The sequence below is a fragment of the Burkholderia sp. DN3021 genome (assembly GCF_049805555.1).
Lineage (GTDB): Bacteria > Pseudomonadota > Gammaproteobacteria > Burkholderiales > Burkholderiaceae > Burkholderia > Burkholderia pyrrocinia_C.
This window is the reverse complement of the sequence record NZ_JBNCAB010000026.1, coordinates 1-22,513: the sequence shown is the minus strand read 5'-3', so window position 1 is coordinate 22,513 and position 22,513 is coordinate 1. Positions and strand designations below refer to the sequence as shown.

General features: G+C 69.7%; 19 protein-coding genes and 1 pseudogene. 16 read left to right on the top strand and 4 right to left on the bottom strand.

Annotation, left to right across the window (positions count from 1 at the left end; all coding sequences use genetic code 11):
• Nucleotides 1–37 precede the first annotated feature (37 nt).
• The gene (locus tag ACPUER_RS15400; RefSeq protein WP_175963872.1) at nucleotides 38–811 is read left to right on the top strand and encodes a hypothetical protein; all 774 of its coding nucleotides are present in this window, start codon (nucleotides 38–40) and stop codon (nucleotides 809–811) included.
• 38 nt (nucleotides 812–849) lie between these two features.
• Here the strand turns inward: ACPUER_RS15400 and ACPUER_RS15395 are convergent, their stop codons facing one another.
• The gene (locus tag ACPUER_RS15395) at nucleotides 850–1,740 is read right to left on the bottom strand and encodes a LysR family transcriptional regulator (RefSeq protein WP_425131503.1); all 891 of its coding nucleotides are present in this window, start codon (nucleotides 1,738–1,740) and stop codon (nucleotides 850–852) included.
• A gap of 112 nt (nucleotides 1,741–1,852) precedes the next feature.
• On the opposite strand from ACPUER_RS15395, the gene ACPUER_RS15390 reads away from it, so the two are divergent.
• Nucleotides 1,853–2,278 carry a VOC family protein gene (locus ACPUER_RS15390; protein WP_175963870.1) on the top strand — a complete coding sequence of 142 codons (426 nt, stop codon included), beginning with the start codon at nucleotides 1,853–1,855 and terminating at the stop codon, nucleotides 2,276–2,278.
• Between the two features lie 129 nt (nucleotides 2,279–2,407).
• Nucleotides 2,408–2,992: a flavin reductase family protein gene (locus ACPUER_RS15385; RefSeq protein ID WP_175750011.1), complete on the top strand. Its 585-nt coding sequence runs from the start codon at nucleotides 2,408–2,410 to the stop codon at nucleotides 2,990–2,992.
• A gap of 39 nt (nucleotides 2,993–3,031) precedes the next feature.
• On the opposite strand, the gene ACPUER_RS15380 is transcribed toward ACPUER_RS15385, so the two are convergent.
• On the bottom strand, nucleotides 3,032–3,928 hold the full coding sequence (locus tag ACPUER_RS15380; protein ID WP_425131502.1) for a LysR family transcriptional regulator: 897 nt from the start codon (nucleotides 3,926–3,928) through the stop codon (nucleotides 3,032–3,034).
• A 97-nt stretch (nucleotides 3,929–4,025) separates the two neighbouring features.
• Here ACPUER_RS15380 and ACPUER_RS15375 point away from each other — a divergent pair, with 97 nt between their 5' ends.
• From ACPUER_RS15375 to ACPUER_RS15350, 6 genes are all read left to right on the top strand, one after another.
• Nucleotides 4,026–5,324: a CitMHS family transporter gene (locus ACPUER_RS15375; RefSeq protein WP_425131501.1), complete on the top strand. Its 1,299-nt coding sequence runs from the start codon at nucleotides 4,026–4,028 to the stop codon at nucleotides 5,322–5,324.
• Nucleotides 5,325–5,363: 39 nt separating this feature from the next.
• Nucleotides 5,364–6,722 (top strand): acyclic terpene utilization AtuA family protein, encoded by a 1,359-nt coding sequence (locus ACPUER_RS15370; RefSeq protein ID WP_425131500.1) that lies wholly within the window; start codon nucleotides 5,364–5,366, stop codon nucleotides 6,720–6,722.
• Complete coding sequence (locus ACPUER_RS15365; RefSeq protein ID WP_175963906.1) at nucleotides 6,722–7,033, top strand: AtuA-related protein; 312 nt, start codon at nucleotides 6,722–6,724, stop codon at nucleotides 7,031–7,033. Before ACPUER_RS15370 ends, ACPUER_RS15365 begins: the two co-directional genes overlap by 1 nt.
• Nucleotides 7,034–7,270: 237 nt before the next feature.
• Nucleotides 7,271–9,100: a methyl-accepting chemotaxis protein gene (locus ACPUER_RS15360; RefSeq protein WP_425131499.1), complete on the top strand. Its 1,830-nt coding sequence runs from the start codon at nucleotides 7,271–7,273 to the stop codon at nucleotides 9,098–9,100.
• A gap of 140 nt (nucleotides 9,101–9,240) precedes the next feature.
• Nucleotides 9,241–9,996: a hypothetical protein gene (locus tag ACPUER_RS15355; RefSeq protein ID WP_425131498.1), complete on the top strand. Its 756-nt coding sequence runs from the start codon at nucleotides 9,241–9,243 to the stop codon at nucleotides 9,994–9,996.
• Nucleotides 9,997–10,051: 55 nt separating this feature from the next.
• The gene (locus ACPUER_RS15350) at nucleotides 10,052–10,876 is read left to right on the top strand and encodes a topoisomerase IV (protein ID WP_425131497.1); all 825 of its coding nucleotides are present in this window, start codon (nucleotides 10,052–10,054) and stop codon (nucleotides 10,874–10,876) included.
• A gap of 44 nt (nucleotides 10,877–10,920) precedes the next feature.
• Here ACPUER_RS15350 and ACPUER_RS15345 read toward each other — a convergent pair whose 3' ends face one another.
• Nucleotides 10,921–11,850: a phosphatidate cytidylyltransferase gene (locus ACPUER_RS15345; protein ID WP_034183328.1), complete on the bottom strand. Its 930-nt coding sequence runs from the start codon at nucleotides 11,848–11,850 to the stop codon at nucleotides 10,921–10,923.
• A gap of 37 nt (nucleotides 11,851–11,887) precedes the next feature.
• Nucleotides 11,888–12,517 (bottom strand): lysophospholipid acyltransferase family protein, encoded by a 630-nt coding sequence (locus ACPUER_RS15340; protein ID WP_425131496.1) that lies wholly within the window; start codon nucleotides 12,515–12,517, stop codon nucleotides 11,888–11,890.
• Between the two features lie 468 nt (nucleotides 12,518–12,985).
• Between ACPUER_RS15340 and ACPUER_RS15335 the strand changes: the two genes are divergently transcribed.
• From ACPUER_RS15335 to ACPUER_RS15305, 7 genes and pseudogenes are all read left to right on the top strand, one after another.
• Entirely contained in the window at nucleotides 12,986–13,591 is a 606-nt protein-coding gene (locus tag ACPUER_RS15335; protein WP_310134757.1) for a CDP-alcohol phosphatidyltransferase family protein, read from the top strand.
• 59 nt (nucleotides 13,592–13,650) lie between these two features.
• Entirely contained in the window at nucleotides 13,651–15,420 is a 1,770-nt protein-coding gene (locus tag ACPUER_RS15330; protein ID WP_425131495.1) for a bifunctional alpha/beta hydrolase/class I SAM-dependent methyltransferase, read from the top strand.
• On the top strand, nucleotides 15,417–16,817 hold the full coding sequence (locus ACPUER_RS15325) for a phosphatase PAP2/dual specificity phosphatase family protein (RefSeq protein WP_425131494.1): 1,401 nt from the start codon (nucleotides 15,417–15,419) through the stop codon (nucleotides 16,815–16,817). The genes ACPUER_RS15330 and ACPUER_RS15325 overlap by 4 nt, the downstream gene beginning before the upstream one ends.
• Nucleotides 16,817–17,269, top strand: coding sequence for a hypothetical protein (locus ACPUER_RS15320; RefSeq protein ID WP_425131493.1), 453 nt, complete (start codon nucleotides 16,817–16,819; stop codon nucleotides 17,267–17,269). Before ACPUER_RS15325 ends, ACPUER_RS15320 begins: the two co-directional genes overlap by 1 nt.
• Before the next feature lie 703 nt (nucleotides 17,270–17,972).
• The gene (gene bcsB, locus ACPUER_RS15315; RefSeq protein WP_425131492.1) at nucleotides 17,973–20,294 is read left to right on the top strand and encodes a cellulose biosynthesis cyclic di-GMP-binding regulatory protein BcsB; all 2,322 of its coding nucleotides are present in this window, start codon (nucleotides 17,973–17,975) and stop codon (nucleotides 20,292–20,294) included.
• 3 nt (nucleotides 20,295–20,297) lie between these two features.
• The gene (gene bcsZ, locus ACPUER_RS15310; protein ID WP_425131491.1) at nucleotides 20,298–21,527 is read left to right on the top strand and encodes a cellulose synthase complex periplasmic endoglucanase BcsZ; all 1,230 of its coding nucleotides are present in this window, start codon (nucleotides 20,298–20,300) and stop codon (nucleotides 21,525–21,527) included.
• A pseudogene (locus ACPUER_RS15305) lies at nucleotides 21,512–22,513 on the top strand (cellulose biosynthesis protein); the annotation flags it as partial. The gene bcsZ and the pseudogene ACPUER_RS15305, both read left to right, overlap by 16 nt.

The following is a 22,513-nucleotide window of genomic DNA, read 5'->3' as shown; positions in this document are numbered from 1 at the left end:
GCCGAAACGACGGCGCGCGGCTTCGGAGAAGATCCAGATGAACCGGAAGATGAAGACCGGCGCCGTGCGCGCCGTTGCCGCCGGCACGCGGCGCCGCGCATTGCGTACGATCGCGGGGTCGGTGCTTGCGCTGTGTGCGGGCCTGGGCGCTGGTGTACCGGCATCCGCGCTTGCAGCCGATGCACCGCCGGCCGTCACGCGCGTCGCGATGCTCGTGCAGTTGCGCGGCCCGAACCTGAAGGTCGACGAGCGCATCGGCCAGCATCTCGGCGAACGCGGCTACGCGGTGCGCCTGATCGACGAATCGGCGACGCCCGATGCGGCGCGCGATGCCGACCTGGTCGTGATCTCGTCGACGGTGTCGTCGAAGAACGTGCGGCCGGGTTGGCGCACGCTCGACAAGCCGCTCGTGACCTGGGAAAACGACCTGCTCGACGATCTCGCGATGACGGGCAAGCGTCACGACGTCGACTTCGGCGAAACGGGCAAGGAGCGCTACCTGTGGCTCGTCAACGCGCCGCATCCGGTTTCGGCCGGCTTGCCGGCCGGCGCGACGAACGTGTACGGCAAGCAGGCGCCGATGAGCTGGGGCAAGCCGGGGCTCGGTGCGATCACGATCGCGACCGTGTACGGCCAACCCGACAAGGCCACGATCTTCGCATACGAGAAGGGCGCGACGATGGACTACGAAGCGCTTGCGCCGGCGCGCCGCGTGATGTTCTTCCTCGACAACGACACGTTTACGAACCTGTCGCCGGCCGGGCTCGCGCTGTTCGACGCGGCCGTCGACTGGGCGGCCGGGCGGCGCTGATCCGCAACGGCGACGGCGTCGCCGTGCGGTCGCGCGACTCAGGCCGCCCGCGGCGGCGCGCGCCGTCGCGACGCCTCTTCTATTAGTTGGGCCAGCATCTGCGCCGGTTCCGACATCGTCCGCCGCGCGCGATGCACGAGCCCGATGTCGCGGTGGAACGTGTGGTGTCCGAGGTCGATCGCGCGCACGCCGGCCGGCCAGCGGCGATACACGGCGGTCTGCGGCACGATCGCGATGCCGACACCGTTCTCGACCAGCTTGACGATCGCGTCGAGCTCGTCGAGTTCGCAGGTGTCGCGCACTGCGATGTGCATCTTCCGCAAAAAACGATCGACCTGGCGGCCGCCGAACGACGCGCGGTCGTAGCGCACGAACGGCTCGTTCGCGAGCAGCGCGGCCCAATCCTTGCCCTTCACGCCGCGCGGCACGATCAGCCGGAACGGCTCCTGCGCGAGCGTCGTCCAGTGCAGGTCGCTCTGCAGCGAAAACGGCGGCCGGATGATCGCGGCCATGTCGATCTCGCCCGCGTCGACGCGGTTGACCAGCTCGATCGACAGCCCCGGTATCACGCGTGTGCGGCACGCGGGATGCCGGCGATGGAAATCGGCCAGCGCGGCCGGCAGCAGCGCGCCCTGCACCGACGCGATCGCGCCGATCGTCACGCGCACGGCGGCCGGCGAGCCGGGCGCGGTCGAGCTCAGGTTCTCGTACTGGCGGATCAGCGCCTGCGCCTGGTCGAGCACGTGATGGCCCATCTCGTTGAGACGGGCCGAGCGGCCTTGCCGGTCGAACAGCGCAAAGCCGAGTTCGGCTTCGAGGCGCTGCATCTGCGCGCTGACGGCCGCCTGCGTCAGCCCGATACGATTGCCCGCGGCGGCGAACGTGCCTTCGCGGGCGACGGCGACAAGGGTTTTCAGCTCGCGGATCATTGATCAATTCCGTTTGTGAATGGCAAAACTATATATTGATTTAATTTTTGCCTGGCGTTGTCTACCATGGTGCGATCCTCGCGCCACGCGAGCGTTCCTTCACGAGGCAACCATGAGTCTTTCCCCGTTTCACCTGGCGATTCCCGTCTACGACCTGCCGGCCGCGCGCGATTTCTACGGCCGCGTGTTCGGGCTGGAAGAAGGGCGTTCGAGCACGCAGTGGGTCGACTTCGACTTCTACGGGCACCAGCTCGTGATTCACGAGCATCCGAAGACGGCGTCGCAGGAAGGCGCGCATACGAATGCCGTCGACGGTCACGACGTGCCGGTGCCGCATTTCGGAGTCGTGCTCGACTGGGCGAGCTGGGAAGCGCTGGCCGAGCGGTTGAAATCGTTCGGCGTGACATTCGCGATCGAACCGTATGTGCGGTTCAAGGGGCAGGTCGGCGAACAGGCGACGATGTTCCTGTTCGATCCGTGCGGCAATGCGCTCGAGTTCAAGGCGTTCCGCGATATCGGGCAACTGTTCGCGAAGTGACGGATCGGGCGAGTCTGCGCCGATTGAAAATGGGTGCGAGAATGCGGCCTCGTACCGGGCCGCGCGCAGGCGCGCCGGCCGGCGCCGTGCCGCACGGCATCCGTGCGTGCCGTTCTCCAAGGAACCCGTATGGACAGTCACATCGCTCCGGTGGAGCTGAAGAAAGCCTACCGTCTCCTCAACCACGGCCCGACCGTGCTCGTGTCGGCCCGCCACGACGGCGTCGACAACGTGATGGCCGCCGCGTGGGCGTGCGCGCTGGACTTCCTGCCGCCGAAGCTGACGGTCGTGCTCGACAAGTCCGCGAAGACTCGCGAGCTCGTCGAGCGTAGCGGCACGTTCGTGATCCAGGTGCCGACGGCCGCGCAGTTGCAACTCACGCACGCGGTCGGCAGCCACAGTCTGGCCGAGCGGCCGGACAAGCTGCGTGAAGCGGGCGTCACGCTGTTCGACGTCGACGGCCATGACCTGCCGTTCGTCGCCGGCTGCTCGGGCTGGCTCGCGTGCAGGCTGATTCCCGAGCCGCACAACCAGCAGACCTACGACCTGTTCATCGGCGAGGTGGTCGCTGCGTGGTCCGACACGCGCGTGTTCCGCGACGGCCACTGGTATTTCGAATCGGCCGATCCGGCGCTGCGCAGCCTGCACTACATCGCGGGCGGCAATTTCTATGCGATCGGCGAGTCGCTGCACGTCGATCCGGACGCGCAATAAGCGTTACGCAGGCTTTCTTTCCCGGTCCGGGCGCGCGGCTCACGCGCGCTTTTTCAATTCCGCCAGCATCGCTTCGGCGAACGCCTGCGCGACGCGCGGCAGCGTGCGCCCGCACTTCGTGACGAGCGCGATCGGCCGCACGAACGCGGGATCGTCGATCGGCTTCGCGACCAGCTCCGGTTCGGCGCGCACCTCGCGCGCGGTCGCGGGCAGGATCGTCACGCCGAGGCCGCCGCGCACCATCGCGACGGCCGTCATCATGTAGGTCGGCTCGCACGCGATGTCGGGCGTGCAGCCGGCCGCTTCCAGCGCGGCGTCGACGACGCTGCGCACGCTCGTGCCCTGCGCGGTCAGCACGAGCGGCACGCCCGCGACGTCGGCGGTGCTCACGCGGCGCTTGCGCGCGAGCGGATGATCTTTCGGGCACACGACGACGAGCCGGTCGGCGCCTGTGTACAACACTTCCAGCGACGCATCGAACGCATCGCCGCCCGTCAGCCCGAGATCGGCTTCCTCGTTGCGCACGAGCGCGGTGACGAGGCTCGCGACGCCGTCGCGAATCTCGAAGCCCGCGCGCGGCACGTCGCGCCGGAACGACTGGATCAACTCAGGCAGCACGCTGGACGCGAAGGTCGGCAGGCACGCGAGCCGCACCGTGCCGCTCGCGCCTTCGCCGAGCGCGCGCGCATCGCGCAGCACGCGCTCCATGTCGTCGAGCGAGCGCTGCAGCAGCGGCAGCAGTTCGCGCCCGGTCTGCGTGAGTGCGACGCTGCGGCTGTTGCGGTCGAACAGGCGCGCGCCGACGATTTCCTCGAGCCGGCGGATCTGCACGGTCAGCGCCGGCTGCGACAGGTGCAGCCGCGCGGCCGCGCGCGTGAAGTTGCCGGCGTGCGCGACGGTGACGAACGCGCGGATGTCGCGAAGATTCAGATCCATAACGATTCGTGATTGCTGCGATCAAATCATTTCAATTGTGCTATCGCTGCGCCGACCTTACGCTCGTCTCCAACAAAAGACAAGGTAGGAGACACGGATGCTGCCGTTACTCGGGCTTGGCACGATCGTCGTGCTGCTGGCCGCGATTCTGTCGAAGCGGATGTCGCCGCTCGTCGCGCTGATCATCGTGCCGATCGCGGCGTCGCTGATCGGCGGCTTCGGGCTGCACACCAGCAAGTTCGTCATCGACGGGCTGAAGGGCCTCGCGCCCGTCGTCGGGATGTTCGTGTTCGCGATCCTGTATTTCGGGACGATCACCGACGCCGGCATGCTCGACCCGATCATCGACCGCATCCTGCGCGCGGTCGGCACGCGGCCGACGCGCATCGTGACGGGCACGACGCTGCTCGCGCTGCTGATCCATCTCGACGGCTCGGGCGCCGTCTGCTTTCTCGTGACGATTCCGGCCGTGCTGCCGCTGTACGACCGGCTGAAGATGGATAGGCGCGTGCTGGCCGCGGCCGTGTCGATGGCCGCGGGCATCAACTTCCTGCCGTGGACGGGGCCGATGATCCGCGCGTCGGCGTCGCTGCACCTGCCGGTGTCGGCGCTGTTCAATCCGCTGATTCCGGTTCAGGCGATCGGACTCGTGTTCGTGTTCGGCGTCGCGTACTGGCTCGGGCGGCGCGAGGAGAAGCGGCTCGGCCTCACGCGCGACGATGCATCGATCCCGCTGCCGACGCGCGAACTGACGCCCGACGAGCAGGCGCTGCGGCGGCCGCACCTGTTCTGGTTCAACCTCGTGCTGACGCTCGTCGTGCTGGGCACGATGGTCGTGATGGGCGAGAAGATTCCGCCGGCGATCATGTTCATGGTCGGGCTGTGCATCGCGCTGATGGTGAATTACCCGGACGTCGACATGCAGAGAAAGCGGGTCGACGCGCATGCGCGCGCGGCGCTGATGATGGCCGGCATCCTGCTCGCGGCCGGCGTGTTCACGGGGATCATGCAGGGCAGCGGGATGCTGAAGGCGATGGCGCAGGCCGCGGTCGGTTTCGTGCCGCCGTCGATGGCCGGCCATATTCCGGTGGTGCTCGGCCTCGCGTCGATGCCGCTCAGCATGCTGTTCGATCCCGATTCGTTTTACTTCGGCGTGCTGCCGGTGATCGCGGAGGTGGCCGGCCAGCTCGGCGTGCCGGCCGTGCAGGTCGGGCAGGCCGCGTTGCTCGGCCAGATGACGACCGGGTTTCCGGTCAGCCCGCTGACGCCCGCGACGTTCCTGGTCGTCGGCCTGTGCGGCATCGAGCTGGCCGAGCATCAGAAATTCACGTTCCCGCTGCTGTTCGGCGCCTCGATCGTGATGACGATCGCGTGCGTCGTGCTGGGCATCTTTTGATTTTTCCCGGCGGCGCACCCGCCGGACGACGGTACGGACATGACAGCAAAGCAACCTGAACGGCGTGTGCGCATCGGCGCGGGCGCCGGCTACTCGGGCGACCGGATCGAGCCCGCGGTCGAACTGGCGGAACACGGGCAGCTCGACTATCTCGTCTTCGAATGCCTGGCCGAGCGCACGATCGCGATCGCGCAGCAGGCGCGCCGCAAGGATCCGGCGCTTGGCTACGATCCGCTGCTCGACGCGCGCATGCGTGCGGTGCTGCCGGTCGCCGTGCCGAAGGGCGTGCGCATCGTATCGAACATGGGTGCGGCGAACCCGCGCGCAGCGGCAAGACGTACCGCGCAGATCGCGCAATCGCTCGGTATTGCTCGATTGAAAGTCGCGGCGGTCGAAGGCGACGACGTGCTCGACGTCGTGCTGCGCGGCGCGTTCCGTTTCGAGGAATCGGGCGACGAAGTCGCCGCGTATCGCAATCGCATCGTGTCCGCGAATGCGTATCTCGGCGCCGCGCCGATTGTCGACGCGCTCGCGGCCGGCGCGGACGTCGTGCTGACCGGGCGCGTCGCCGATCCGTCGCTGTTCGCCGCACCGCTGATCCACGCGTTCGGCTGGCGGATGGACGACTGGGACACGCTCGGGCAGGCGACGGTCGTCGGCCATCTGCTCGAATGCGCGGGGCAGGTGACGGGCGGCTATTTCGCCGATCCCGGCTACAAGGACGTGCCGGATCTCGCTCGCCTCGGGTTCCCGATCGGCGAAGTCTCGGCGGACGGCTCGGTCGTGATCACGAAGGTGGCGCACGCGGGCGGCCGCGTGAGCGCGGCGACCTGCAAGGAACAACTGCTCTACGAGATTCACGATCCGGCGCGGTATCTGCAGCCCGACGTCGTCGCGGATTTCACGCGGGTCGCGGTCGCGGAGGAAGCAACGGACCGTGTGCACGTGACGGGCGGGCGCGGTACCGCGCGGCCCGATACGCTGAAGGTGTCGGTGGCGTACGTCGACGGCTACATCGGCGAAGGGCAGATCTCGTACGGCGGCCCCGGCGCGCTCGAACGCGCGCGTCTCGCGCTCGACATCGTCCGCGAGCGGCTGGCGCTGACCGGCGTGGCGGCGACCGAGTTGCGCTTCGACCTGATCGGCGTCGATTCGCTGTATGGCGACGCGACGCCGGCCGTGCGCGGCGAGCCGGCCGAGGTGCGCGTGCGGGTGGCCGGCCGTGCGGCGAGTGCCGACGAAGCGGTGCGGATCGGCAACGAAGTCGAGACGCTCTATACGAACGGGCCGGCCGGCGGCGGCGGCGCGTTCAAGTCGACGCGCGAGGTGATCGCGGTGCAGTCGGTGCTGCTGCCGCGCGCGGCGGTGACGCCGTCGTTTTCATTCGTGGAGGCATGATGCAACTGCGTGAACTCGCGCATGCGCGCACCGGCGACAAGGGCAATACGCTGAATGTATCGGTCATCTGTCGCGATCCGCGTCATTACGACCATCTGCGCACGCATCTGGATGCCGGCACGGTGAAGGCGTGGCTCGCGGGCATCGTGCACGGCGACGTCGTGCGCTACGAATTGCCGGCGCTGGGTGCATTCAACTTCGTGCTGCGCGATGCGCTCGGCGGCGGCGTGACGCGCTCGCTCGCGCTCGATGCGCACGGCAAGTCGGTCAGTTCGGCGTTGCTGGCAATCGAGGTGCCCGACCCGGCGTGACGGGCGGCGTCGGCGCCGGGGTGCGGGCACAACGCTGAACCGCCGGTTTTCCCATCCAGTCGGCGTGTTGACCCGTCGCGGGTATTGATCTCGCGTGCCTTCTCCAGGCCCGGTTTCGCTTTTTTTCGCCGGTCCGACCAGTCGGACCTCAAGTTGCGTCTCGCGCGGTCGTTAAGGACGATTGAGTGCCCATTTGACCAATCGAAAACAACGCGGCAACCGGAGATCAACGTCATCATGCTGTCATCGATTCGCGCCCGGATTCTGGCGACCTGCGTCGCCATCGTGGTCACGGCCCTGGCCGTGACAGGCGGCCTTGTGTACTACGTCGTCAAGCAACACAACGACGCAACCATCGACCAGAACCTGCAGTCCGTCCTGACCGGCCACGCGCTCGCGCTCGACGAGTGGGTCGCGAGCCGCGCTCAGCAGACCCAGGCGCTCGCGGACACGCTGGCGCCGGGCGAAGGCGATCCGCTGCCGGCGCTGACGCTGCTCGGCAAATCGGGCGGCTTCCAGGTGCTCACGCTCGGCCTACCGGACCGCACGGCGTACTCGAACGTCCCGCTCGCAGCCGGCTACGATCCGACCGCGCGCCCGTGGTTCAAGCAGGCGGTCGAGGCCGGCCGGCTCGTCGTCACGGCGTTGTACCGCGACGCGTCGACCGGCAAGCCCGCCTTCGCGTTCGCCGCACCGATCGTGCGCGGCGGCACGCTGAAGGGCGTGCTCGCGGCGAGCCTCTACATGGAGCGCGCGAGCGCGATCGTGGCATCGATGCACCCGACGCCGTCGAGCTTCGCGTTCCTGGTCGACAAGAGCGGGCGCCTGATCGCGGGCGCGAAGACCGATCTGATCATGAAGCCGGCCGTCGAGCTGTCGCCCGAACTGACGCCGGAGCGCCTCGCCGGCCTGCAGGCGGCGACCGAACCGGTGGCGATCGACGTGGACGGCGTGACCAAGCTGCTCCGCGCGCGCCCGATCGCCGGGACGGACTGGTCGCTCGTGATGGCGCTCGACCGGTCGGACGTGACGGCCGGCATGCGGGCCGTCGCGACGACGACGCTCGTTGCGATCCTCGTCGTCGCCTGCGTCGCGGTAGCGCTCGTCGGCGCACTGACGAACGCGGCGTTCAAGCGCGTGCTGCTCGTGCGCGATGCGCTGACCGACGTCGCGAGCGGGAGCGGCGACCTGACGAAGCGGCTGCCGGCCGACGGCCGCGACGAGGCCGCGCAGATCGCGCACGCTTTCAATATGTTCGCCGAAAAGATCAGTGCGATCCTGCTGCAGATTCGCGGCTTCAGCGAATCCGTGAACGTGGCGAGCGCGGAGATCGCGCAGGGCAACCAGGATCTGTCGAGCCGCACCGAACTTGCGGCATCGAGCCTGCAGGAGACGGCGGCGGCGCTCGAGGAGATCGCCGGCACGGCGCGCAACTCGGCCGATGCGGCCACGCAGGTGAGCCGACTGGCGGAATCGGCGTCGGGTGTCGCCGTGCGCGGCGGCGAGGTGGTGAGCGAGGTGGTCGCGACGATGGACGAGATCACGAAGGCGTCGGCCGAGATCTCGAACATCATCGGCGTGATCGACGGCATCGCGTTCCAGACCAACATCCTCGCGCTGAATGCGGCCGTCGAGGCGGCGCGCGCGCACGAGCACGGGCGGGGCTTCGCGGTGGTCGCGGGCGAGGTGCGCACGCTCGCGCAACGCAGCGCGGTGGCGGCCAGGGAAATCAAGCAGTTGATCCAGTCGTCCGTCGAGAAGATCGAGGGCGGTTCGGGGCTCGTGCAGACGGCCGGTGCGACGATGGACGAGATCGTCGAGGGCGTGCGCGGCATCACGAGCGTGATCGCGGAAATGACGGTCGCGGCGAACGAGCAGAGCACCGGGCTCGCGCAGGTGAACCAGGCCGTGTCGCAGCTCGATCACTCGACGCAGCAGAACGCGGCGCTCGTCGAGGAATCGGCTGCCGCCGCGGCGCTGTTGCGCGAGCAGGCGGCGCAGCTCGCGCAGACGGTCGGCGAATTCAAGCTCGCGGGTTCGCACCGGGCCGAGACGGTATCGGCGTGATCCGGCCGCGGTCGCCGAAGGCTGCGAGAGGGATGCACGAAGGGGGAGCGGCGGAACGGGCGCCGTGCGTGTACGCTACGGGCTCGCGGGTGCATGCCCGCGCGCGCGGCGCGGGCCGCGCGCATCGACCGGGTCCTGCAATGAAGAACGAAATCGTAACGCCGGCCGGCGCGAATGGCGAGGCCGGGCGTCGTCGCCGGTTCGCGGCCGTCGCTGTGCTCGCCGCGCTGGCGTGCATGGGCGTGACGGTCGCACAGGCTGTTGCTGCCGCGCAGCCGGCATCGTGCGACGAGCAGTTGACGCAACTGATCGTGCCGGCGCTGCGGCAGACCGCGATGGACCGGCGCGCGATCCACGCCAATGTGGATGAGCGCGACGGCAACATCTTGCGCATTCGCTTGTTCGTCACGCCCGACCACCCAGGCACGCCGAACCGCGATGCGACGATCGGCTGGGTGACGCTCGATACGCAAGCGATGCGTGCGCTCGACGTTACGCGCGACCCCGACCGGCCGGACGTGCTCGTGATCGACCGGCGCGCGTTGGCGCGCTTCGTGTCCGCGTGTGCTGCACCGGCCGCACCCCTGCACGGCGCCGTCGATTGCGACGCATTGAATCGCCGTGCGCAAGCGCAGGGCGATTACGTGACGGGCAGCGATGCGGGCCGCGTCGTGACGGGCAAGGGGCGCCTGCCGTTCTTTTCCGCGCCTGATGACGCATGCCGGATCGACGGGTTGTTCATCGTAGAGCATGACCACGTCGATGCGCGAACCGACTACGGCCGTTTCACGTCGGTCGTCTATTTGAATCCGCGCACGAACGGCATTGCCGAAGGGTGGGTGCAAACCGCGCGGCTGAAGCCGGACGGCACCGGCATCGCGCCACGCCAACCCTGATCGTGTGCGCCTGCATCCATCTGTTACACGCCTCCCGATTCGACCGGACCTCGTCATGACTGCCCAGCACCGAAAAGAATCCGGCAAGCCGTTCGCGGCTTCGCTAGCCGCACTTGCCGCACTCACGGTGCTCGCCGCGCTCTCCGCGTCGTCGCCCGTCCACGCGGCCGATCCGATTCATCCGGACCGTCAGTTGCAGAAGTTCATTAGCGACAGCTACGGCACGTGGCGCGCGGACCGCAAGGGCTGGCAGTCGGACGCGGGGGATTCGATATATTCGCCGTGCGGCTCGCTGCGCGTTGCGACTGCCGACGGCCCGCGGTATCTGCTCGCGATGTGCGGCGAGACCGAAGCGGCCGTGCAGAACGGAATGCCGGGCATGGACAGCGATGCCACGCCGGGCACGGGCGATCTGTACGTGCTGCGGCCTTCGCCGGACGGCAAGGGGCTCGAAGCGGTGTCGAAGAAGACGGACATCGCGTCCGGCACGCGCGGCGAGCCGGGCACGCCGCGCATCGAGCGGCTCGGGCCGCATCTGTTCGGTTTCGTCATCGGCGACGGCGATTCGCGACAAGGCTATACGCAACGTATCCGCTCGATCTGGCTGCCGTACGGCGATGCGCTGGTGCTTGCGGCGGCGCGCATCAACGAGGCGCTCGACAATGCAGAGTCGAACGAATGCGCGAACGCCCCGGTGCGCTGCGAGGCGCTGCGCTTCGAGATCACGCCGGACCTGACCGGCACCGGCGCCGTCTATCCGTTGATCGTGACCGAAACCGGCACGCGCGGCGATCGCGCGGTCCGGGCGCGCTACGTGGTGAAATTCGACGCGGCGCGCGGCCGCTACGTCGTGCCGAAGGCGGTGCGGGAAGGGTATTGAGTGGTTGCAGCGCGACGCGCAGGCCGCGTCGCACCCTCCGCGCATCACACGTACAGGTAGCGCACCAGGTGGAAGAACACCGGCGCGGCGAAGCAGATCGAGTCGACGCGATCGAGCATCCCGCCGTGGCCCGCGATCATCGAGCCCCAGTCCTTCGTGCCGAGCGAGCGCTTGACGGCCGACAGCACGAGCCCGCCGACGAAGCCTGCGATCACGATCGCGAGCGAGATCCCGAACGCCGCGCCGAAGCTGAACGGCGTCACGCGATACAGCGACGCGCCGCACAGCGTCGCGAGCAGGCCGCCGCCGACGAAGCCTTCGACCGTCTTCGACGGCGACAGCTGCGGCGCGATCTTGCGGCGCCCGAACAGCTTGCCGACGACGTACTGCAGCACGTCGCTGATCTGCACGACGACCAGGAAGAAGAACAGCAGCAGCGCGTTCTGCCCCGCGTAGCGCGGAATGTCGAGGATCAGCACGGCCGGCGCGTGGCTCAGCCCGTACACGCATACCATCAGCGCCCAGTTGATCTTCGCGTTGCGGCTCAGGAATTCGCGCGTGTCCTGCGTGAGCGCCGACACGAGCGACATCGCGAAGAACAGGTGCACGGGCACGAAGATCGAATACATCCCGTACCAGTTGATCCCGAGCAGCAGGTACTGCACGGGGATCGCGACGAAGAACGCGATGAAGAGCGTCGTGTGGTCGCTCGCGGTGGTCGGCGTGAGCGTGATGAATTCGCGCAGCGTCAGGTACGACAGCAGCGCGAACACGAGATACGTGACGTTGTTGCCGAGGCCGATCGCGATGGCCATGATCGCGATCATCGCCCACCACGCGCGGATGCGCTGGTTCAGGTTGACGATGGTCGAGCTCGTGCCGCCGCTGCGCGCGCCGAGGATCGCGCCGATCACGGTGGCGACGACGAGCACGCCCGTGACGCCCGCGACCAGTTCCCAGAAGAGTGTTCGCATGGGGATATCCGGAAAAAGGGAGAGGAGGGCGCCGCGTTCAGCCTGCGGGCCGCTGCGGCGCGAGCGCGACGACCGCGTCGCGCATGCGGGCGAGGAACGTCGGCTTGTCTTCCTGGTCGCCGAGCGCATCGTTCGCGCCGAAGTGCACCTTGCAGATCAGCGGCACGGGCCAGATCGCGCCCTTCGGCATGATGCGCTGCAGGTTCTCGAGGTAGACCGGCGCGAGCGCGACGTTCGGGAACTCGGTCGCGAGATGGAACAGCCCGCTCTTGAACGGCTGCGGCAGCACGTCGGCGCCGCGCGTGCCTTCCGGGAAGATGATGATCGAGTGGCCCTGCCGCAGCGCGTCGCGCACCGGCTCGAGCGGGTCGCCGCCGGATTCGCGGTGACGGTCGATCAGCACCACGTTCAGCAGCTTCTGCGCGATGTGGCGCTTCATGTCGCTGCTGTCCCAGTAGTCGCGCGCGGCGACCGGTCGCACGACCGCGCGCACGTCGCGCGGCAGCGCGGCGAGGATCGCGAGCGTGTCGATGTGGCTCGTATGGTTCGAGAAATAGATCTTCTGCGTCGGGGACGGCGGCGCCTGATGCCAGACCGGATACGCGCCGGCGACGAGCCGCACGATGGACAGCAGGAAGTCGCGCTGCCAGACGTTGACGATGTTCATCGGCGCGGCGCCTCCTGCCTGCATGCCCGGCCTGCCGCGCATGCGCGGCGGGCGGGATCCCGGAATGCCGGCGCGGCAGGATGCGCGCCGGACGGCCTTTGTTTAAATTTTTTCAAGTTCGTGGCTGCCTGTCGCAGGTCCGCGATAATCGGACGGTTCGCCGTCACACGCACGTTGCGTAGCGGCGAATGTGCCGGTCGGCGGCGTGATGATCGGCCATTGCACGAGCGCCCGTTTGCAGTTCGAATGGATCTTCGCTGCGATCGGGCCAGCGGATTATCGCGAGTTTCCGTCAAAAACGCCAGATTGGCGCCGCGCGGGCGGCCCGTGGCGTGCTTGACGCATCGGAGCGGCTCGGCGACGATGAGGGCCGTCCATTGAAGGCCGACGAAGGCCGTTTCGCCGCCCGGGGCATGGCGGCGGGAAACGTGTCCGACTGTGCCGCGCGAAAAATACGAATACGAAACGATGAGCCTCTACGCACTCAAACCCAAATTCCAGGACCGTCTGCGCCCGTTCGCGAATTCGCTCGCCGAACGCGGCGTCACCGCCAACCAGGTCACGCTGTTCGCGGCCGGCGGCTCGATCGTCGTCGGTGCGCTCGCCGGGCTCGGCGTATTCGCCCGCGTGCTGTTTCTGCTGATTCCGTTGTGGCTGTTCGCGCGGATGGCGCTCAACGCGATCGACGGCATGCTCGCGCGCGAACACGGGCAGAAGAGCACGCTCGGCGCATACCTGAACGAGCTGGGCGACATCGTGTCCGATGTCGCGCTCGTGCTGCCGTTCCTCGCCGTTTCCGCGTTCGCTGCGGCGGACGTCTGGCTGTTCGCGCTGACGGCGGTGATCGTCGAATGCGCAGGGCTGATCGGGCCGCTCGTCGGCGCAACGCGCCGCTACGACGGCCCGTTCGGCAAGAGCGACCGCGCGCTGGCCCTCGGCGCGTTCGCGCTGTGGATCGGCTTCGGCCTGCCGGTCGGCAGCATCGCCGCGTGGCTGTGGCGGCTGCTGATCGTGCTGTCGATCGTGACGGTGGTGCGGCGCGTGCAGGCCGGCATCGCCGAAAAGGGCGGTTGACCTACGAGGCGCCGGAGGGGGGCGCCACATGATTCGAATAACGAAACGAGAGAGATCACATGAGCGCACGCACGGCCCGCGAGGCCGACTTCATCACGCACGACGGCGAAACGCTGTTCTATCGTCACTGGCCCGCGACGGGCCCGCGCTGCCGCGGCGCAATCGTGCTGCTGCATCGCGGCCACGAGCATTCGGCGCGCGTCGCGCACCTCGTCGGCGAGCTCGACCTGCCGGATTTCGCGTTTTTCGCATGGGACGCGCGCGGCCACGGCCGCTCGCCCGGCGCGCGCGGCTATAGCCCGAGCGCGGCCGCATCGGTGCGCGACCTGCAGACCTTCGTCGAGCATATCCGCGACACGCACGGCATCGCGATCGAGGACATGGCCGTGGTCGGCCAGAGCGTCGGCGCCGTGCTCGCGGCGACCTGGGCGCACGACTACGCGCCGCCGATCCGCTGCCTCGTCGTCGCGTCGCCGGCATTCCACATCAAGCTCTACGTGCCGTTCGCGCGGCCGGGGCTGCGGCTGATGCACAAGCTGCGCGGGCTGTTCTACGTGAACAGCTACGTGAAGCCGAAATTCCTCACGCACGATCCCGAGCGGATCGCGAGCTACGCGTCCGATCCGCTGATCACGCGGCCGATCGCGGTCAACATGCTGCTCGACCTGCACGACACCGCGCAGCGGATCGTCGCCGATGCGGCCGCGATCACCGTGCCGACGCAACTGCTGATCTCGGGCGCCGACTGGGTCGTGCATCGCGGCCCGCAGGACCGCTTCTTCGAACGGCTCGGCTCGGCGCGCAAGGAGCGCATCGTGCTGCGGGGCTTCTATCACGACACGCTCGGCGAGCGCGACCGCGCACAGGCGCTCGCGCCGCTGCGCGCGTTCGTGCTGCGCGAGTTCGATGCGCCGAGCCCGCGCGTGTCGCTCGCCGACGCCGATCGGCGCGGCGCGTTCCACGACGAATACGCGGCGCTCGGCCGCCCGCCCGCGAACGTGTTTGCGCGGGCGTACTGGGCGCTCACGCGCGCCGGCCTGAAAGCGGGCGGCGCGCTGTCGGACGGCATCGCTCTCGGGCTGCGGCTCGGCTTCGATTCGGGCTCGACGCTCGACTACGTGTATCGCAACCGCGCGCAAGGGCGGCTCGGCGTCGGCGCGCTGATCGACCGTACGTATCTCGATTCGCCGGGCTGGGTCGGCATCCGCCAGCGCAAGGTGCATCTGCAGGAGCTGATCGGCACGGCGATCGGCCGCCTGCGCGGCCACGGCACGCCGGTGCGGATCGTCGACATCGCGGCCGGGCACGGGCGCTACGTGCTCGACGCGATCGCAACGGCCGCCGAGCGCGACGGCGCGGCGCCCGACGACATCACGTTGCGCGACTACAGCCCGCCGAACGTCGAGGCCGGGCGCGTGCTGATCGCCCAGCGCGGGCTCGAGCCGATCGCGCGCTTCGAGCGCGGCGACGCGTTCGACGAGACGTCGCTCGCGACGCTCGAGCCGCGCCCGACGCTCGCGATCGTGTCGGGTCTCTATGAACTGTTCGGCGAGAACGCGCTGATCGAACGTTCGCTGCGCGGGCTCGCGCAGGCCGTGCCGCCGGGCGGCTATCTCGTCTATACGGGGCAGCCGTGGCATCCGCAGCTCGAATTCATCGCGCGCGCGCTGAACAATCACCGCGGCGAGGCGACCTGGGTGATGCGCCGCCGCTCGCAGGCCGAGATGGACGAACTCGTCGCGCGCGCGGGCTTCCGCAAGCTCGACCAGCGGATCGACGAGATGGGCATCTTCACGGTCAGCCTCGCGCAGCGGATCGACGCGTCATGAGCGCGCTCGGCGGCGGCGCGAGCGGCCTCGCCGAGCCGGCGGCCGGCGCGCGCGACGCGTCGTTCGCGCTGCGCTTCGGCTGGCTCGCGGCGATGGGTGCCGTGTTCTTCTCGACGTACGGCTTCGCGAACTGGCTCGCTGCGCGCCGCGCGGCGGTGCCGACGTTCGCGTTCGGCTGGGAGCACGCGATCCCGTTCGTGCCGTGGACGATCGTGCCGTACTGGTCGATCGATCTTCTGTATGCGCTGTCGTTCTTCTTCTGGACGCGCCGCGCCGATCTGCTCGATCACGTGAAGCGGCTGCTGACCGTGCAACTGGTGTCGGTCGCGTGCTTCATCGCGTGGCCGCTGCGCTTCGGTTTCGAGCGGCCCGACCCGGGCGGCGCGGCCGGCGCGCTGTTCACGCTGCTGATGGGGTTCGACAAGCCGTTCAACCAGGCGCCGTCGCTGCACATCGGGTTGCTCGTCGTGCTGTGGGCCGTCTATGCGAAGCATCTGCGCGGCACGGTCGCGCGCGTCGTGCTGCATCTGTGGTTCGCGGCGATCGGCGTGTCGGTGCTGACGACCTACCAGCATCACGCGATCGACGTGCCGACCGGCGCGGCCGTCGGCTGTCTCGCGCTGTTCCTGTTTCCGCTGCGCGATGCCGCGGGCCGGCTGCCGGGCGCCGATGCGTCGCCGGGCGCGGCGGGCCGCGCGCTCGCGCGTCGTTATGCGCTCGGCGCGGTGCTGGTCGCGCTCGTGGCGCTGTGGTGCGTGCCGCGCGCGCCGGGCTGGGCGCTGGCGGCGGGGTGGATCGCGCTGGCGCTCGCGTGCGTCGCGTGGCTCTACCGGCGCGGCGCGCCCGGTGCATTCCAGAAGGATGCGCACGGGCGTTTCCCGGTCTTCATCCGCGGGCTGCTCGCGCCGACGATCGCCGGTGCGTTCGTCAATTCGCGGCTGTGGACGTTTCGGCAGCCGGCGCCGGTGCGGATCGACGAGCGCGTGTCGATCGGCCGCACGCCGACGACGCGCGACGTAAGGCGCCATGGCTTCACGGCGCTGGTTGACCTCACCGCCGAGATGCCGCGCTGGGCGGCGGCCGATGCGGCGCTCGCGTATGCGGCCGTGCCGCAGCTCGACCTCGTCGCACCGACCGCAGCGCAACTCGCGGAGGCAGTCGCGGCGCTCGAACGCCTGCACGGCGAAGGGCGCGACGTGCTGGTCTGCTGCGCGCTCGGTTACGGGCGCAGCGTGCTGTGCGCGGCCGCATGGCTCGCCGCGCGGCGCGGGCTCGGCGATGCGCGCGACGCGCTTGCCGCGGTGCGCCCGGTGCGGCCGCACGCGGTGTGGTCGGACGACGGCGTGGCCGTGCTGCAGCACTGGATCGATCGCCGTCGCAGCGCGGGAGGTGTGTGATGCGCGATCCGTCCGCTCCATTTCGGATTGCCGCCGCGCGCGGCGCGCTCGATGCGGGCGTGTGGGCGATTGCGGCTGCGCTGGCCGCGGCCGGCGCGGGCTGGTGGGTTGCATCGGGCTGGGCGCCGGCGACGATCGCGCGCGTGCTGCTGGCCGTCGTCAGCACGGGGTCAGGGATCGCGGCGCTGTGGTACGCGGTGCGCATCGAGATCGACCGCCGGCTGTTCGCCGCGCTGGCGCGGGCGGCGGCGGGCGATGCGTCGGTCGACGACGGGCTTGCGGCGCTCGACCGTGCGCTTGCCGATCTCGGCTGGATCGACGCAGCGAAGGCCGGGCGCGCACTCGACGCGCGCGTGCGCGGCGCGGTCGGGCTGTGCCGGGCCGGTGTGCTCGTCGCGGTTGTGCAGTGGGTTGTGGTCGGGCTCGCGATCGCGGTGCCGCAGATCGGCTAGCGCCTCTTTACGGTTGCAACGGGCCCGCAACGCACGTTCCCCCGAATTCAAATAAATCGTCCGCGGGGCGGCCAGCGCAAGCCTGTCGTTAATGTAATCAGGCCCTGGGCCATCGCGCTGCCGAGGTCGAGACCGAGCTTCGCGATCTCCGTCTGCACGGTGATGATGCGCAGCAGCGTATCGGGGGACGGAGTGGCGGTGTCGGTGATTTGATACAGGTCAGCTTTCCATGAAAGAAAGCACGTTCGGCGTAACGGGATTGCGGTAGCATACGCGCCGCCCCGCGGCAGTGCGGCCCCGGGCCCGGGCGGTCTGCAACGGACTGCCGCCGGCAAGCCGCACCGCGCCGGCAGCATGCCGTTCGGCCCGTCCGGCGACAACGGCGCAATTCTTGCCATTCGTGCTTCTCGCGCAGCATTTCCGACCGGATTGAGGTTTTTTCCGCTTCATCGTCGCGAATCGGGGTAAGTTTTGTCCTGTTTTTGAGATAGTGTGACGAATGGGCGCGTGCCGGTGCCAGGCGCGCGCGCAACACGACGACAGCCGATTAAAGAATGGGCCGCTTCGTTTTGATAAATGAATCAGGCCAGTTAGCTATATGAGGGGAAGCAGTGGGGATGTTCACTCACGGGCATGGCTGCTTTGCGCGCGTCGGTGTCGACGCGACGGATGACGGGATGACCCTGACGAAACGGAGCGGCGCATGAAGCCGGTCGCGTCGCTGTTCGTCCTGTCGGTTGCCATGGTCGGCGCTTTCCACGCGGCCGCGCTGTCGGCCGCTCCGATGCCGGCGGTGCCTGCGACCGCTGCGGCGCCCGGTGCCGGTAATGCGGCGTCGCCCGGCGGTGCGTCGGTGCTCGCGGCTGCGCCGACGGCGGCCAGTGCGCCGTCCGCCGGGCTGCCGGCGACGACCGTGCGCGTGCCGTTCGCGTCGCTCGGCGCGTTCGAACCGCTGCGCCTGCGCGGCGCCGACGACGCGCGCACGATCCACGCGGGCGTGCGTCTTGACCGCGTGGTCACGGGCGCGCGGCTACGCCTGACCTACGCGTATTCGCCGTCGCTCGTGTTCCCGATGTCGCACCTGAAGGTGTCGGTGAACGGCGAGGTCATCGCGACCGTCCCGTTCGACGCCGCGCGCGCGGGCCGCACGGTCACGCAGGATATTCCGATCGATCCGCGCTATTTTTCGGATTTCAACCAGATCGGCCTGCGCCTGATCGCGCACTACACGCTCGACCATTGTGAGGATCCGTCGAATTCGGCGCTGTGGGCCGACGTGAGCCCGACGAGCGAGCTGATCCTCGATGAATCGCCGGTCCGCCTGCCGAACGATCTCGCGCTGCTGCCCGCGCCGTTTTTCGACCGGCGCGACAACGGCCGCGTGCGGCTGCCGTTCGTGCTGCCGGGGGCGCCCGATTCGGCGACGCTGCGCAGCGCGGGTGTGCTCGCGTCGTGGTTCGGCGCGCTGGCCGACTACCGGCATGCGCGCTTCCCGGTGTCGTCCACGCTGCCGGCCGACGACCAGGCGGTGGTGGTCGGCACGACCGCGACGCTGCCGGCCGGTCTCGCTTTGCCGTCGGTCAACGGTCCGCTGCTCGCGGTTGCCGACAACCCGGCCGCGCCGGGGCGCAAGCTGCTCGTCGTCACGGGCCGCACGGCGGCCGAGGTCGACGACGCGGTCGCGACGCTCGTGCTCGGCCGCGCGGCGCTGTCGGGGCCGGCGGCGACGGTCGCGCACGTCGATCTCGGCGCGCCGCGCAAGCCGTACGACGCGCCGCGCTGGCTGCCGGTGAACCGGCCGATCGCGTTCCGCGAACTCGTGTCCGATCTGCGCGAGCTGGAAGCGCGCGGCACGACGCCCGACGCGATTCGCCTGAACCTGCGCGTGCCGGCCGATCTCCATTCATGGAACGGCTCGGGCGTGCCGATCACGCTGCGCTACCGCTACACGGCGCCGACCTTGCAGGACAACTCGACGCTCGCCGTCGAGATCAACGACCAGCTCGTGAAGTCGTACCGGCTCGGGCCGGCCCATGCCGAGGACGCGCGCGGCCGCATGCAGCTGCCGCTGCTGTCGGTGCCGGAAGGGCGCGTGACGAGCGATGTCGACATCCCGGCGTTCCGTGTCGGCAGCGGCAACCAGCTGCAGTTCCGCTTCACGCTCGATTCGCAGAAGACGGGCCTGTGCTCGAGCACGGCCACCGAGCCGCAGCGCGCGGCGATCGATCCCGATTCGACGATCGACTTCTCGCACTTCGTCCATTACGCGCAATTGCCGAACCTCGCGTATTTCGCGAACAGCGGTTTTCCGTTCACGCGCTTCGCCGACCTGTCGCAGACGGCCGTCGTGATACCCGAGCGGCCGTCGCCGCAGGAGCTCGAGGCCTACCTGACGATGCTCGGCCACATGGGCGAGTGGACGGGTTTCCCGGCACTGCGCGTGCAGGTCGCGCGGCCCGGCGACGTCGCGGCGCTGTCGGGCAGCAAGGATCTGCTCGTGATCGACGGCTCGCCCGCGTCGCCGCTGCTCGCGCACTGGCGCTCGGCGCTGCCGCTCGCGATCGGCGAGCAGGGCGGCGACGGCGCGACGCGCGTCGCGTTCACGGTCAAGGAGCGCTGGCGCAACGGCGTCGGCCTGGCCGACGGCGGCGCGCATATCGAGCAGACGGGCCCGCTCGCGGCGCTCGCCGGTTTCGAGCTGCCGGGCAGCCATGGCCGCAGCGTCGTTGCGCTGACGGCGACCGACCAGCCGCGCCTCGGCGATCTGCTGAACGTGTTCGAGAACTCGGGCCTCGTGTCGCAGCTGCAGGGCGACCTCGCGCTGGTGCGGCCGGGGCAGGTCGACAGCCTGCGCGTCGGCGAGCCTTACGTGGTCGGCTTCGTGCCGTGGTATGCGCGCGTCTGGACGCAGGCGGCGCGGCATCCGGTCGTGCTCGGCGCGGTCGGTGTCGTCGCGGGGCTGCTGCTCGCGCTCGGCGTGTTCAGCGTGCTGCAGAGAATCGCCGCGCGTCGACGGGGGATGTAACGGATGGCGCGGGTTATGGCGAAGCGACGGGCAACGCGGCCGGCGCGGCGCGTCGGCGCGGCACTCGCGCTGGCGGTTGCGATGGCGTGTGCGGCGGGCGGCATGGCCGCTCGCGCGCAGGCCGCGGGAGCCAGCGCGACCGATGCGGCCGCCGCCGGATGCAGCGCGGCGTGGCCGCGCTGGGACGCGTTCAAGCGCGATTTCATCTCGGCCGACGGCCGCGTGATCGACGTCGGTTCGGCCGATTCACGCACGGTGTCGGAGGGGCAGGCGTATGGGCTTTTCTTCGCGCTGGTCGCGAACGACCGGCGCATGTTCGACACGATCCTCGCATGGACCGAGAACAACCTCGCGCAGGGCGACCTGAGCGCGCATCTGCCGGCGTGGCTGTGGGGCCGCGCGCCCGACGGCGCGTGGCGCGTGCTCGACGCGAACGCGGCGTCGGACGCCGACCTGTGGATCGCGTACGCGCTCGTCGAGGCCGGGCGGCTGTGGCACGAGCGCAGCTACACGGCGCGCGGCGCGCTGCTCGCGAAGCGCGTGCTCGACGAGGAAACCGCGACCGTGCCGGGCCTCGGCGTCACGCTGCTGCCGGGGCCGACCGGCTTCAGGCTGCCCAACGGCCAGTGGCGCGTGAACCCGAGCTATTCGCCGCCGCAGGTGATCCGCGCGCTCGGCGCGCGCCTGCCCGACGACCGGCGCTGGGCCGCGCTGGCGTCCAGCACCGGGCGCGTGCTGCTCGACACGGCGCCGAAGGGTTTTTCGCCCGACTGGGCGCTGTATCGCGCGGGCACGGGCTTCGGGCCCGATCCGCAGACGCATGCGCAGAGCGCGTACAACGCGATCCGCGTGTACTTGTGGGCCGGCATGCTCGACCGCGCCGATCCGCTCGCCGCGCCGTTGCTCGCGCGTTTCGCGCCGTTCGCCGACCATATCGCCGCGCATGGCGCGCCGCCGGAGAAGGTCGATACGACGACGGGCGTCGCGGAGCCGAACGACGGCAACGGCGGATTTTCCGCAGCGGCCGTGCCGTTTCTCGACGCGCGCGGCCAGCGCGCGCTCGCGGATGCGCAGGCGGCCCGCGTCGAGTCGCTCGCGCGCCAGTCGGCGCCCGGTTATTACACGAGCGTGCTGACGCTGTTCGGCCTCGGCTGGCGCGACGGACGCTACAGGTTCGGCGCGGACGGCACGCTCGACGCCCGCTGGGGAGGCCATTCGTGCGCCGCCCGCTGAAGTGCGCCGCGCCGCATGTCGCGGGGTTCGCATGGCTCGCGTCGTCGGTGTGCGCGGCAGCGCCGGGCACCGCAGCCGACGCGGCGACGCCGAAAACCGCCATGCCGGCGGCCGCCGCTTCCGCCGATGCGCAGCGTCAGCTCGATACCGCGCGGATGTGGGGCGTCAAGCATCGCGACGACCTCGCGCACGATGCGCTGCGCAAGGGGCTGCTGATCGCGCCGGGCGATCCCGAACTGCTTGCCGAACAGGTCCGTGTGCTGCTGCGGCTCGGCGATGCGAAGGGCGCGCAGGCCGCGCTCGCGCGCCTGCAGGCGCAGTCGCCGAATGCGCCCGCGACGCGGCGGGTGGCCGACGAATATCGCGTCGCGACGAGCGGGCGCGGCGAGATGGCGCAGATCCGCCTGCTCGCGCGCAGCGGCCGCGCCGACGAGGCAGCCCGGCGGATCGTCGCGCTGTTTCCGAACGGCGCGCCGTCGGGTGCGCTCGGCGCCGAGTATTACCAGATCGTGTCGAATGCGCCGCGCGGTCGCGAGCCGGCGATCGCCGCGCTGCGCCGCGCGGCCGCGGCCGATCCGCAGGATACGAGCGCGTCGATGGCGCTCGCGCGGCTGCTGAACCAGCGTGCCGACACGCGCGCGGAGGCGAACCGGATCGCATGGTCGCTCGCGAAGCGGGACGACGCCGACCATACGGAGGCGATGGCGCTGTGGCGGCGCGTGCTGCAATCGGCCGGCAGCGATCCGGCGTATCTCGACGCGCTGCATGCGTATCTTGCACTCGTGCCGGACGACACCGAATTCCGCGACCGCGCTGCCGAACTGGACAGCCGGCGCGATGCGCAGCGCCGGCTCGAACGCGATCCCGATTACATCGCGCAGCAGCGCGGCCTGCAGGCGCTCGCGCGCGGCGACCTCGCGGCCGCCGATCCGCTGCTCGCCCGCGCCGCACGTGCGCGCGCGGACGACGCCGATGCGGTCGGCGGG